9 protein-coding genes and 1 pseudogene are annotated in these 13,304 nt (G+C 48.8%); 3 read left to right on the forward strand and 7 right to left on the reverse strand.

Translation table 11 applies throughout. The annotated features are described in order from the left end of the window. A pseudogene (locus tag SFV55_RS30195) lies at positions 1-70 on the reverse strand (30S ribosomal protein S16); the annotation flags it as partial. Between the two features lie 216 nt (positions 71-286). On the opposite strand from SFV55_RS30195, the gene SFV55_RS13125 reads away from it, so the two are divergent. The 3 genes from SFV55_RS13125 (at position 287) to SFV55_RS13135 (ending at position 3,093) form a co-directional block, all read left to right on the forward strand. Next, positions 287-1,735: an AAA family ATPase gene (locus SFV55_RS13125; protein ID WP_320029964.1), complete on the forward strand. Its 1,449-nt coding sequence runs from the start codon at positions 287-289 to the stop codon at positions 1,733-1,735. 150 nt (positions 1,736-1,885) lie between these two features. Further along, positions 1,886-2,722, forward strand: a complete 837-nt coding sequence (locus SFV55_RS13130) for a hypothetical protein (protein ID WP_320029965.1) — start codon at positions 1,886-1,888, stop codon at positions 2,720-2,722. 143 nt (positions 2,723-2,865) lie between these two features. Beyond that, positions 2,866-3,093, forward strand: coding sequence for a hypothetical protein (locus SFV55_RS13135; RefSeq protein WP_320029966.1), 228 nt, complete (start codon positions 2,866-2,868; stop codon positions 3,091-3,093). Here the strand turns inward: SFV55_RS13135 and nifJ are convergent. The 6 genes from nifJ to rpe form a co-directional block, all read right to left on the reverse strand. Continuing rightward, complete coding sequence (gene nifJ, locus SFV55_RS13140) at positions 3,078-6,647, reverse strand: pyruvate:ferredoxin (flavodoxin) oxidoreductase (protein ID WP_320029967.1); 3,570 nt, start codon at positions 6,645-6,647, stop codon at positions 3,078-3,080. The genes SFV55_RS13135 and nifJ overlap by 16 nt on opposite strands. Before the next feature lie 27 nt (positions 6,648-6,674). Beyond that, on the reverse strand, positions 6,675-8,306 hold the full coding sequence (locus tag SFV55_RS13145) for an NAD(P)-binding protein (protein ID WP_320029968.1): 1,632 nt from the start codon (positions 8,304-8,306) through the stop codon (positions 6,675-6,677). A gap of 173 nt (positions 8,307-8,479) precedes the next feature. Continuing rightward, complete coding sequence (locus tag SFV55_RS13150; protein ID WP_320029969.1) at positions 8,480-9,436, reverse strand: metallophosphoesterase family protein; 957 nt, start codon at positions 9,434-9,436, stop codon at positions 8,480-8,482. 78 nt (positions 9,437-9,514) lie between these two features. Further along, positions 9,515-9,691 carry a hypothetical protein gene (locus SFV55_RS13155; protein ID WP_320029970.1) on the reverse strand — a complete coding sequence of 59 codons (177 nt, stop codon included), beginning with the start codon at positions 9,689-9,691 and terminating at the stop codon, positions 9,515-9,517. 160 nt (positions 9,692-9,851) lie between these two features. After that, the gene (locus tag SFV55_RS13160) at positions 9,852-12,389 is read right to left on the reverse strand and encodes a TonB-dependent receptor (protein WP_320029971.1); all 2,538 of its coding nucleotides are present in this window, start codon (positions 12,387-12,389) and stop codon (positions 9,852-9,854) included. Between the two features lie 76 nt (positions 12,390-12,465). Then, entirely contained in the window at positions 12,466-13,140 is a 675-nt protein-coding gene (rpe, locus tag SFV55_RS13165; protein ID WP_320029972.1) for a ribulose-phosphate 3-epimerase, read from the reverse strand. Between the last annotated feature and the right edge of the window lie 164 nt (positions 13,141-13,304).

The raw sequence follows: 13,304 nt of genomic DNA on the forward strand, positions 1-13,304 counted from the left end.
CGGCTACCACAATTTGGTAGAATGGGCGCTTTTTGCGGCCCATGCGCTGCAATCTAATTTTAACAGCCATTGTTGGTTAACAATTACAAGGTTAAACCATAACCTACTTACCTTGACGAACAAGCGGTAGGTCTTGAGCGCGGCAAATGTACAAGGAGTTTGGGGATTTTGCAAGGTTTTTTTGCAAATAATAAAAACAGGCCATCGTAGTCCATTTCAGCGAAATATAGCCTTATACTTTGCTGAAATAGCCTATATTTGTATCATTTCAGCAAAGTATACCAAAATGGGCGAAAAAATAATCGGACGAAAAAGCGAAGTATTACTTCTGAAGCAATTGATTGCAAGTCCTAAAGCAGAGTTTGTGGCCATTTACGGAAGACGACGTATTGGAAAAACGTATTTGGTGAAAAACGTGTATGCCGGGCATACCTCATTTGAATTTACAGGCACCCAAAATGCGACCCTAAAAAACCAACTGTTCAAGTTTTTTGAAAAGATAAAAACATTTTTTGGCGAAACGCCCAACGCCAAACCACCAAGCACCTGGTACGAGGCATTTCAGGTTTTAAAAACAGGCCTTGCTAAAAAAACCGACCAAAAACAGGTGGTTTTTTTTGATGAACTGCCATGGATTGCCACACCTAAATCCAATTTCCTGGAAGAGTTGGCCTATTTTTGGAACGATTGGGCCGCTTATCAGCCACAACTCGTCATCGTGGTATGTGGCTCTGCAGCAGCCTGGATGCTCCAAAAAGTGGTCAATGGTAAAGGAGGCTTACATAACCGCCTGACCCAACGCATCAACCTGAAACCTTTTACCCTGGCGGAAACCCAACAATACCTCGAAAGCCTCGGTGTTCGCTGGGATCACTATCAGACCCTTCAATTTTATATGGCTGTTGGTGGCGTACCCGCTTATTTGCAGGGCGTTCGCCCTGGCACTACAGTAGCCCAAACGATTGACCGTTTGTTTTTCACGCCAGAGGGCATGATGCGCGGCGAATTTGATAATCTGTACGCCTCCCTGTTCCTTTCCTACCAAAATCACGTGGAGGTCATCCGGGCGTTGGCTGGAAAATGGAGCGGCTTGACGCGCCAAGACATCGTTGCGCACACGAAAATACAAGACGGTGGGGGCTTGACGGTGCTGCTCAATGAATTGGAAGCGGCCTCATTTATTATGCGATTTCCGCTCTATAAAAAGGGCGTGAAGGGAGGGGTATATCGTTTGACTGACGAGTATTCCCTTTTTTATCTGAAATTTGTGGAAGGAAAACCTTTACTCGGCAAAAATGAATGGTTGAAACAGTCTGGCCAGGACAGTTACAAAATCTGGAGCGGTTATGCCTTTGAAAACATCTGCCTCAAACACAACGAAGCCATAAAAATGGCCCTGGGCATTACAGGTATTCACACCGAAACCACCACCTATCTGCACAAAGGCGAGTCAACGGGAGATGGATTTCAGATTGATTTATTGATTGACCGCGCAGATCGTGCGATTAACCTTTGCGAAATAAAATTCTACGGCGACAACTACCCCCTTACCGATGCTTACGCCGATGCACTTCGGCAGCGAAGAGAGAAGTTCAGGCAACTGACGCGCACCAAAAAGCAACTCTTCAACACCCTGATCACTACCTATCCAGTAAAACATAGTCCAGCCAGCATCGGCCAGATAGATCAGGTTATTACGATGGATAGCTTGTTTAAATACGATAGTTTTTATTAGAGGAAGGGTGTGATCCGCTCGGCCAAGGGTTGGCACTTTTGCTCCTAAAGAACTGCACTCCTATGAAGATGGATGAATACTTAGGCAAGCAGTTAAACAAATTTCAACCTACTGGAACTTTCCCACTCCAACAAGATGTTAGAGGCTATTATGGAATACAAAATTAAAGACCACGGCGATGGGCTGGAACTGCAAGCGGCAGATTTCATCTCAGTTAATATCTCTGCTTATGAATCCATTTGGAAAAATTTCATAGGCCATCAAGGGAATGGACAAATGGCTACTATGAAAAAAATCACAGCAGATGATGAGGCAATAAGACAGAACTTTGCGCAACATCATTACACAGTTCTGGAGTCTTTGTACTTTATGCAACTAATTGTGGACGATGAATCTAAAACTAAAGAAATTAACTCATTTGAAGATTATAGAAAAGCAAGCAATCAAATAATGGCTTATCATGCTTATTCTGGCCGATTAAGAGACAATATCGAAAAATGTTTTTTATCCCTTGGGCAGAAAAATGGGGCAAAAAAAGCTTGCGAGGAACTAGATACTTTCTATCATCAACGCCATGTTTTTATTCATGGCCGAAAGGTTCCGTTTTTAATTACTACTCCCGACAATCTTTTCAAAATTGCTCATATTAAAGGAGATACGGACTCTAATCGAGGGTTTGGACTTGAAATGTCTTGGAATTCGATGAATAGCCCAGACGACTTTATTTATCTGGAAGATGCATTAAAAAAGTCTATTGATGAGCTAAAGTATCTGGTAAATAATTTACTTCATAAAATACTAGGCTTTGTATTAGACTTCATCGAATCGAGGAATTTGGAAATAACTCCTCCAGGATCCAATAATTATACTCCAGAATCCCCTAATAATATTTACACCGCAACCTCGGGTTCGAATTTTGGCTTCCAAAATTCTTCAGGATCCTTTTATGGGAAAGATGAATCCACAGATCTTAGTCTCTATTCATGAGGCAACGTCAGACATGAGCCATCCCGAATTTTTGGGATAACAAACCGCGGATGCGGTTGAATTTAGAATAGCCCCGGTCGTCCGGGGTCATTTTGGTAGCACAAGGTTTCGCAACCGCGGATGCGGTTGAACTTTTAGCTCAATTGAGTTCAACCACTGCCGTGGTTGCCGCCAATTTGACCCAACTATTTACCCCGGACGACCGGGGCTATTCTAAATTCAATCGCTCCGCGATTAGGTTTATGCCCGGTTTTGACTTTTCAAAAATCGGGATGACGAACTATTGTGCCACCTTTGTCTCCTTTGTGCTAATCTGTCGCTTCAGTTTATTGCGCAGCAAAATTCTACCTCAGCCCTACGCCATCGGCTGAAATGCCTCCGCCTTCCACCCCGCCATATTCTCATAATTCTGCCAACGCAAGTCCACAATTTCCTGCGCCAATTGCATCAAATATTCTGCCTCGCCTGGGTTGGTACGCATCAAATCCTTGTACCGCAATTCCCGATACGCATATTCGGTCAGCGGAATGACTGGTCGCGGTGAATCCAGTACAAAGGGGTTTTTCATCGCCTTACGCAACATCGGATTGTAGCGAATCAGCGGCCAGTACCCCGAGGCTACGGCCAGGTTTTGCTGATCCATTCCTTTTTCCATATCGATGCCATGCGCAATACAATGGCTATACGCCAGGATCAAGGAAGGGCCTGGGTAGGCTTCTGCTTCACGCAGCGCCAGTAAGGTTTGTTGCGGATTGGCGCCCATGGCAATTTGTGCCACGTAGACGTTGCCATACGAAATGGCTTGCATGGCCAGGTCTTTTTTCCCCACCCGTTTTCCGGCAGCGGCAAATTTTGCGGTAGCTGCCGTAGGTGTCGCTTTGGACATTTGGCCGCCAGTGTTGGAGTACACCTCGGTGTCCATCACCAGTACATTGATGTCTTTGCCACTCGCCAGGGCATGATCCAGACCGGAAGAACCAATGTCGTAGGCCCAACCATCACCACCTACCAGCCATACACTGCGGCGCACAAAGTACTCGCTGATGGAGCGGAGGTGTTCCGCGTCCGGGTGGTGTAAGGTGTCCAAAAGGGCATTCAAATGTTCGACCCGGTGGCGTTGCAGGGCGATTTCGGATTCCGTTTTTTGACTGGCATTCAGGATGTCTTCGATCAGACTGGGGTCGATTTGCCCCTGCATTCGACGGAGCAAATCCTTGGCCATTTCCACGTGTTTGTCCACCGAAATGCGCATGCCTAAGCCAAATTCCGCATTGTCTTCAAAGAGCGAGTTAGACCAGGCGGGGCCACGACCATCGGCATTTTTTGTCCAGGGCGTGGTAGGCAGGTTCCCACCAAAAATGGAAGAGCATCCCGTAGCGTTGGCCACAATCAGCCGATCGCCAAACAATTGGGAAACGGTACGCAAATAGGGCGTTTCACCACAGCCCGCACAAGCACCTGAGAACTCAAACAAGGGTTCCAAAAATTGCACCCCGCGCACCAGCGAGTAGTCAATTTTGCCCCGCTCGTTGTAAGGCATGGTTTCAAAAAAGCGGATGTTCTCGCGTTCTTGTTCCAAAACCGGAGCTTTAGGGGCCATGTTGATGGCTTTGCGTTCGGGGGATTGGGTATCCACCACCGGACAGGCTTCCACGCAGAGGTTACAGCCCGTGCAGTCTTCCAGGTAAACCTGCAAGGTGTAACGCGTTTCGGGGAAACCGCGGGCATTGATGGGGGCCGATGCAAATCCTTCCGGTGCCTGTTGTAAGTTTTGTTCGTGGTAAAACTTGGATCGAATGACACTGTGGGGGCAAACAAAACTACAGTTGCCGCACTGAATGCACAGATCGGGTTCCCAGATCGGGATCAGGTCGGAGATGTTGCGTTTTTCCCATTTGGTGGTGCCACTAGGGTAAGTGCCATCGATTGGCATGGCGCTCACGGGCAATTCATCGCCCCGACCGTCCATCATCATGGCGGTCACTTCGCGCACAAATTGTGGTGCCGCTGACGAAACAATTTCCGGGAACTCACTTTGGCTGCCCGCCTCTGGCATCTCGGTCACTTCGTATAAGTGGAGCAAGGTCGCGTCCACCGCTTTGAAGTTTTGTTGGACGACGGCCTCGCCTTTTTTGCTATACGTTTTTTTGATCGCGTGTTTGATTTCGGCAATGGCCTCTTCACGCGGCAACACCCCCGACAAGGCGAAGAAACAAACCTGCATGATGGTGTTGATGCGGTTGCCCATATCTACTTCTTCGGCCACTTTGGAGGCATCGATCACATAAAAGTGGAGTTTTTTGTCCAAAATGGCTGCCTGAACGGGATGGGGCAATTTTTCCCAAATCTCGTCCGGGCCAAAAGGGCTGTTGAGCAAAAATTTACCGCCGGGTTTGGCGTACTGCAACATATCCACTTTTTGGACAAAATTGAACTTGTGGCAGGCGATAAAATCGGCTTTCCGAATCAGGTAAGGCGCCCGAATGGGATTTTTGCCAAAACGCAAGTGGGAAACCGTTTGGGAGCCTGATTTTTTGGAATCGTACACAAAATACCCCTGAGCATGCAGTTGGGTGTTTTCGCCAATGATTTTGATGCTGTTTTTATTCGCACCCACTGTGCCATCTGCCCCGAGGGCAAAAAACAGGGCCTGGGTCAAATCCCCATCCTCCAGGTCCAATGATTCGTAGTCCAAACTACTGCCCGAAACGTCATCGTTGATCCCGATGGTGAAGTGATTTTTGGGCAGGTCTTTTTTCAATTCATCAAAAATACCTTTGACCATGCCTGGGGTGAATTCTTTGCTGGATAAGCCATACCGTCCTCCAACTACCAGCGGCAACTGAGCCCAAAGCCCTTGGGATTGGCCTTCTACCAGCGCGGTAATCACATCCTGATACAGGGGTTCACCTGCTGCGCCGGGTTCTTTGCAACGATCCAGTACGGCAATTTTTTTCACGGATGCGGGTATGGCAGCCAGCAAGTGCTGCATGGAAAAGGGTCGGAACAAGCGGATTTGCACCACTCCAATTTTTTCACCTTTGGATTGCAAGTGTTTGCAGGTTTCAATGGCAGTTTGTGCACCAGAACCCATCAGGATGATCACCCTTTCTGCATCTTCCGCCCCGTAGTATTCAAAAAGTCGATACTGGCGCCCCGTTAAAGCGGCGAAATGGTCCATTGCACTTTGGACAATCTCAGGAGTACGGGCGTAAAAGGGGTTGACCGTTTCACGTCCCTGGAAATAAACATCGGGGTTTTGAGCGGTACCCCGCACCATTGGCCGTTCGGGGCTGAGCCCCCTTTGGCGGTGGGCAATAATGTCTTTTTCATCAATCATTTTTACAATGACCTCATCAGGAATCAGGCTGATTTTATTGACTTCGTGGGAAGTTCTGAAGCCATCAAAAAAATGGATGAAGGGCAAGCGGGCTTTCAGCGTAGAGGTCTGAGCGATCAAAGCCAGGTCGTGCGCTTCTTGTACCGAGGCGGAACAGAGCATGGAAAAACCCGTGCTTCGGGCAGCCATCACGTCGCTATGGTCGCCAAAAATGGACAGGGCTTGGGCGGCCAAAGAACGCGCGGCTACGTGAAATACCGCGCTGGTCAATTCCCCGGCAATTTTATACATGTTGGGCAACATGAGCATCAAACCCTGAGAGGCGGTGAAAGTGGTAGTCAGTGCTCCTGTTTGTAGTGCGCCGTGTACCGCACCTGCTGCGCCACCTTCACTTTGCATTTCGATGACTTCAGGTACGTGCCCCCAGATGTTTTTTACTTTTTGAGCCGACCACTCATCAGCCAGCTCGGCCATGGTGGAGGAAGGGGTAATGGGATAAATGGCACAAACCTCATTGACGCGATAAGCAATGTAGGCGGTTGCTTCATTGCCATCGATGGTCACTTGTTTATTGGACTTTGACATGGTTTTGTGGTTGCTTCGGGTGAATAATTAGGCGAGTTCAGGGGCCATTTCAATGGCGTGACAAGGGCATTGCTCAAAACACACCGCGCAGCCGGTGCACTTGGTGAGGTCAAAGCGGTAGCGATTGCCTTTGCCCAATTTGATGACCGCATCTTCCGGGCAAGCGCCGTAGCAACCGTCACATTCGAAGCAGTTGCCACAAGACAGACAACGTTGGGCCTCAAAACGAGCTGCCGCTTCGGACAAACCACCCAGTACTTCCCGGAAATCTTGTACGCGGATTTCCTCCGCCACTTGAGGTTGAGGACTCTGAGGTGCAAAGGTTTTGTACCAAATGTGGAGGCGTTCAAAACCGACCACGGGGTGTTTGGGTGCTTTTTGATAGGTAGTATTCCGCAAAAAAGCATCAATGTAGCGGGCGGCTTTTTTGCCATGTCCTACCGCTACCGTTACCGTTCGTTCGCTGGGAACCATATCGCCGCCAGCAAAAACGCCTTTGGCCCCAGTCATCATATCCGGGCCTACCACTACCCTACCATCCTGGTCAAAGCTGATGTCGGAGATGTTTTGTAAAAAAGAAATGTCGCTGTCTTGTCCAAGGGCCAGGATCAGGGCATCGGCTTCCAGGGTTTCAAATTGCCCGGTGCCGACGGGTTTGCCCTCGGCATTGACTTCCATCACTTCCACCTTGATTTCCTGTTCATTGATTTCCTTGATGGTGCGCAGCCAATTGACTTTCACTCCTTCTGCCAAGGCCTCGTCGGCTTCAAAGGAGTGGGCGGGCATGTGTTCACGGTCGCGGCGGTAAATGATCAGGGGTTCGTAACCCAGGCGTTTGGCAACCCGGGCGGCGTCCATGGCGGTATTGCCCCCGCCGTAGATGGCTACCTTGCGGCCTAGTTTGGGGGCATTGCCCGTTTCGGTGTCTTTTAAAAAGGTGAGGGCGTCGAGGATTTGGCCTGCGTCGCGAGAGGGAATGTCCACTTTTTTGGACAAATGGGCACCAACCGCCACAAACACGGCATCAAAAGCTCCAGCCTCTTTTTCCGCCAGGAGATTTTCCACTTTATGGTTGAGGGTCACTTTGATGCCCAGATTGACGATGCGTTGAATTTCCGTATCGAGGATGTTGCGCGGTAGCCGATAAGGTGGAATGCCAAAGTGCATCATGCCACCCAGCACAGGCCCAGCTTCGCGGATTTCCACCTCGTGCCCTGCCCGCCGTAAGTGATACGCAGCGGAAATGCCACTGGGGCCGCCGCCTACGATCAGGACTTTTTTGCCTGAAGAGGGCACATTCATTTGAATTTCCCAACCTTCTTCCAAGGCTTTATCCCCCAAAAAACGCTCTACTGCGTGGATGCTGACTGGGGTGTCGATAAAGGTGCGGTTGCAGTGGTCTTCACAAGGGTGGTAGCAAACCCGGCCATGCACGGCGGGCAGAGGGTTTTCTTCCACCAGTTTTTGCCAGGCTTCGGCGTACCGACCTTCCTGCGCAAGCCCGAGCCAAGCCTGAATGTTTTCGCCAGCGGGACAGGCATTGTTGCAAGGTGGCAAATAATCGATGTATTGAGGAATTTGTGAACGCAGGGCCCCGGTTCCTTCGCTGTGCGATTGGAGGTCGGAGGGCTGCACCAGGTCTTTATCTAGGATCGGCATGACATACTCATTCAAAGGGTGAATGCTGGAAGCTTTAGTACCCGCTCACAATGAATGATCTGGCACTTTTCACGCCTAAGGTCTTGCTTAATGGAGGGGTGGCAAATGAGGAAGGTCAGTGGAATGGGGTGATTTTGGCCGAATTAAAATTTGAGCATATTTTTTTGTGCCCATTAATACTCCATCTCAAAGCCTGAAATCTGAGCAGTGATGGGATCATTTACCTTTTGTACAATGCCCATTTCGGCTGGTCCAGGACCAACAAACGCGCTGACCTTTTCTTCCAGGTGGATGAGCCCTTTGGCTGGGTCAATCTCCAAAAATGTAAACAGAGGGTCTTTGTACGGAATGGTGTTCCGCAGGATGGGATATTGCTTGTCCATGGCTTCACTCAAACGAACCCGCTGGTATTGTTCCCCCACCCAACGGTAAGAAGCACTGTTGATCTGGCAATAATGGATGCCATTGATTTGGGTGAGGTAGTTAGTGTGGTTGTGACCACTTAGGCAGGCGATGACTTTGGTGAATCCGGACTGTTCATTTACGTTTTCCAGCATTTTTTGTACCTCTTTGGCATTGTGTACGCCATAAAGTGGGTCTTCCAAGGTTTGATGAGAAAAGATCAAAGTGGACAATTTGGTTTTTTCCAAATCCGCTTGCAACCAGCTCAATTGTTCAGTGCCCAGAAGGCGATTATAGCCTGCCCAAGGTTTGGGATTGGGGTCGTTACCGTCCAAGAAGACAAAATGGAAACCTTTTAAGTCAAAGGAGTAATAACTCTGCTGGATGCCATAAAATGACCTGGTTTGTTCACGGGTAAAACCTCCATCCATGTCGTGATTGCCCAGTAGGTGATACTTGGGGCCAGGGTAAGCATTCCAAAGATTGAGGAAGTGTTGATTTTTGGGGACGGGCTGGCAAAAATCACCCATTTGTAGGATGAAATCGGGTTTGCGTTTTTGGGCAACTTTGAGAAAGGAAGTCAGGCGGTCATCGGCATCGTACATGGCGTCTTTGTGAATGTCGGCGATGAGGCCAATGCGGATTTTTTGGGTTTTTTCGAGAGAGAAACCGACCAGAAAAGGGATGGTGATTGCGGCGGTGTTTTTGAGAAAGGTACGTCTTTGCATGGTAAGGAAGTTAGACCTCACAAAGTAGACATTGATTAGACTAAAAATCTCCTCCGCAGCATGAAGTAATTGTAAAATCTACCGATGCGGATGCTCCAACACCTTCTCCTCCTCCGACCGAAACACAATCGGCACCCCCAAGGCATCCAACAAAAAGGAAAGAAGGATCAGCAGAATAAAAAAAATCAGGACCTTGCGCCCAAAGCTCATCTTAGGTGCGGTGGGAGGCGGCGGTGGAGTGTGTGATTTGGCCATTTGATGATAGATGAAAGATGAGAGATGAAAGATGAGATATGAAAGATGAGAGATGAAAGATGAGATATGAAAGATGAGAGATGCTACCGCAGAGACTTAGACAAGGTCATTGTCAAAAACGCTGCGGCAGCATCTCTCATCTTTCATCTTTCATCTCTAATTAAAAGTCCATCCTCAATCTCAAATTGATCCTCCGTGAGGTCAAATAAGTAGGGATGGCGTATTGTTGCTGAAAAATGGTTTTGATCCAGTTGTTGCCCGCCTGGTTTTGCACATCGAGGAGGTTGAACACTTCGAGGCTGAGCCAGGAATTGCGGGTAAAGCCAAGGTAATGATTTGGTTTTTTAGCCGCCATTTTGAGGCGATCCCACATTTGGATGGAAAACCCAATGTCGACCCGGTGGTAGGGGTTGAAGCGATAGGTGTTGCGGTATACGATGTTGTTGCCGCGCAAACCATAAGGTAGTCCGCCGCCTACCGTGAGGTTCAAGTGCATCTTGAAATTCTCATTTTTCGGCAGGTAATCCTGGAAAAACATCGAGAGATTGAAAAAGCGGTCGGTAGGGCGTGGTACGTCCTTGACGGGGGTCGCTTCCTCTTGACCAATTTCCCGCACCAGGTGTTGTACGCCCAGGATGCGCTCGCGGGCGCGCAAGAAGGAGAGGTTGATGTAGGACTCGGCCCCGGGCACAAATTCACCATTCATTCGCAAGTCCAAACCCGTGATGTAACCTTCCGAATCGTTGAGCCCGGAGTAGCGGATGCGCACGTTTTCAATCTCATACGATACCATGTCCCAGAGCGACTTGTAGTAAGCCTCCCCGATCAGGCGGAATTTTTTGGGGTTTTGGCCCATGTAGAAATCGTAAGTCAAACCGGCCACCAGATGCAGCGATTTTTGCGCTTTGAGGTCGGTGTTGACCGTGCCATCGGGTGCCCGCATTTCGCGGTAAAATGGAGGCTGCACGTACAAGCCCGCTGCCAGGCGGTAAGAGATGTCCTTTTCGCCCTTCAGGGGTTTGTACAATAACTGCGCCCGCGGCGAAATCAACATTTCCTCGTTCAAATCCCAATACGTGGCTCGAACACCCGCTGAGATGCGCCATTCGCCCTTGCCATTGTTGCGGAAAGTGTAAGTATCCTGGAAAAAGCCGTTGATGCGATTGGAACTGAGCTGATTGCTGGTTTTTAGTACGTTGAACAGGTAAATATTCGCCGTATCGTAAGGGATGGAATAGCCAGCTGAATCCAGGCGCTCCCATTCGTTGATGCGGTCATTGATGTTTTCCTGTTGGTACTTGAGGGCCCATTGCAGGAAGTGGCTACTGGTGACTTCGGAGTTGAGGTGAGTTGTCTGTAATTCGATTCCTCCCCGGTGTTCCAGGTTGGTCACATCGATGTTGAGGAAGTTACGCACATACAGGTGTTGGGTTCCCGTGCCCAATTCGGCAATGACGTCTCCAAAATTGCCGCTACCAAAGTTGGCTTCTATCTCGCGCAGGCTGTAATCCCCAATGATGTCAAACCGTTCGTTTTCATCAGAGCGGTACCGCGAACCCAGGAGTTTTAAAAACAGCGGATTGCGTTTGCGATCGGGTAGATAAGTGAGTGACAAACCGCCCATAGAGGTAGTAAAATCGTCGACTTCCCGGCCTTCAAAAACCGTGTACAACTGCAAGGCGTAGTTGATCAAACCAAAAGCACTGGAGCCTTCTTCTGGCACAAAAGTGTACTTGGAGCGGTTGTAGTTGCCCAGGAACCCTACCTGCAAATCGCGGGTGATGTCGTAGGTAAGGTAAGTTTGGATGTCTGCAAAATTGGGAACATATTCGCCTTTGACATCAAGGGAACTCAACAAATAGCGGTTGGTTTTGTAGCGTGCGCCAGCGAGGTAGCGAAAACGCCGGAAATTGTCCTTTCCCGTTTTAAAACTACCTTCGATATGGGTAGAACCGCCCAAAAAACTTGCCGCAGCTGAAGCGCGTAAACTATCCGGGCGTTTGTATTTGATGTCGAGAACTGAAGATTGTTTGTCACCGTACCTTGCCTCGAATCCTCCTGAGGAAAAGGACAAGTCGCGCATCAGATCGATATTGGGAAAACTCAATCCTTCCTGTTGCCCAGCCCGGATCAATTGAGGTCGGTATATTTCAAAATCATTGACGTAAACGAGGTTTTCGTCGTAGTTGCCCCCACGTACGTTGTATTGAGAGCTGAGCTCACCTCCCGTACCACTACTGGTGCCCAGGGCAATGTGGGGCAAGATGCTTTCCAGGTTGCCTGTCGTAGTAGGTAATACTTTAAACTGCTCTACTCCCTCTCGCACCATACCTGCAGTTTCAAGGCGGCTTTCCCGCACAACGAACTCAATGTCCGAGTCAATGGGTGCCAACTCAACGTCAATTTGTTTGGCACTGCGGGGTGGCATGGCTTTGACATTTACAACGGATTCCTTGTAGCCCACCCGGGAAAAAACCAGTTCCAGGTCGCGGTTCGCAGGTACATCCAGGCTGTAGCGGCCATTTTCGGAGCTGGACGTATTGATCTGGGTACCCCGAATGTAAATGGTAACCAACTCGACCATCTGGTTGTTGGAGCCATCTTTAACGGTTCCGGTGATGCGAGCCAGGTTGTCTTCTTGCGCAAAGGCAGACAATGTAAGAAGTATCGAAAAGGCAAAAAGTAGGATTCTTTTCATGTCAATGATGTTCTAATGTATAGACGTACCGTGCTACGTCTATACAGCACGCTACGTTTATACAGGGGCAGCAGCCCTAAAATTTATACACCTCCTCTCCGATCGCCTTAAGTTGGGCGATGGTAGCTTCAGGATCCTTGGCGGCAAAAACACTATTGCCCGCCACCAGTACATTGGCGCCGGCTTTGAGCAATTCTTCTGCGTTTTGGAGGCCAACTCCACCATCAATTTCGATCAGCGGCTTGAGGTTTCGCTCTATCAAACGATCTTTTAAGCGGCGGATTTTAGGAAGAGTCCGATAAATGAATTTTTGTCCGCCAAAACCCGGGTTGACCGACATAATCAAAATCAGATCCACATCTTCCAGAATATCGTCCAGGAGCTCCACTGGGGTGTGTGGGTTCAAGGCTACTCCGGCTTTGGCACCACTGGCTTTGATTTGCTGGATCGTGCGGTGGAGGTGCGTGCAGGCTTCGTAGTGCACGGTAATCACATCGGCACCCCGGTCGCGAAACTCAGAAATGTATTTTTCGGGTTCTACGATCATTAAATGGACATCAATGGGTTTTTGGCACAGTTTTCGAACTGCTTCCAATAGAGGGAATCCGAATGAAATATTCGGTACAAAACGCCCATCCATGACATCGAAGTGTAACCAATCGGCATGACTGCGATTGACCAGGTCCATTTCGGCGGCCAATTGAGTAAAATCAGCGGCGAGAAGCGACGGCGCAACGAGGTGTTGGCTCATTTAAGAAATAATTTTATATAATAACTTGAATGTTGTAAAGAAAAGCTTTATTTTGCACTTGCTTTGAGACAAAAATAAAAAAACCGGTCGGGTAACCCAACCGGCTTTCCAAAAAGAGCTTTGAGAGGCTATCTACATACCAAGGACATCTCGTTTGACATCCT

The organism is Haliscomenobacter sp., from assembly GCF_033763495.1.
In the GTDB taxonomy this organism is placed as follows: domain Bacteria; phylum Bacteroidota; class Bacteroidia; order Chitinophagales; family Saprospiraceae; genus Haliscomenobacter.

Excerpts from the sequence above, each read along its gene's own strand:
- SFV55_RS13160 (WP_320029971.1), bottom strand. The coding sequence starts at position 12,389 with ATGAAAAGAATCCTACTTTTTGCCTTTTCGATACTTCTTACATTGTCT.
- SFV55_RS13130 (WP_320029965.1), top strand. The coding sequence starts at position 1,886 with ATGGAATACAAAATTAAAGACCACGGCGATGGGCTGGAACTGCAAGCG.
- nifJ (WP_320029967.1), bottom strand. The coding sequence starts at position 6,647 with ATGTCAAAGTCCAATAAACAAGTGACCATCGATGGCAATGAAGCAACC.
- SFV55_RS13125 (WP_320029964.1), top strand. The coding sequence starts at position 287 with ATGGGCGAAAAAATAATCGGACGAAAAAGCGAAGTATTACTTCTGAAG.
- SFV55_RS13145 (WP_320029968.1), bottom strand. The coding sequence starts at position 8,306 with ATGCCGATCCTAGATAAAGACCTGGTGCAGCCCTCCGACCTCCAATCG.
- SFV55_RS13150 (WP_320029969.1), bottom strand. The coding sequence starts at position 9,436 with ATGCAAAGACGTACCTTTCTCAAAAACACCGCCGCAATCACCATCCCT.
- rpe (WP_320029972.1), bottom strand. The coding sequence starts at position 13,140 with ATGAGCCAACACCTCGTTGCGCCGTCGCTTCTCGCCGCTGATTTTACT.
- SFV55_RS13155 (WP_320029970.1), bottom strand. The coding sequence starts at position 9,691 with ATGGCCAAATCACACACTCCACCGCCGCCTCCCACCGCACCTAAGATG.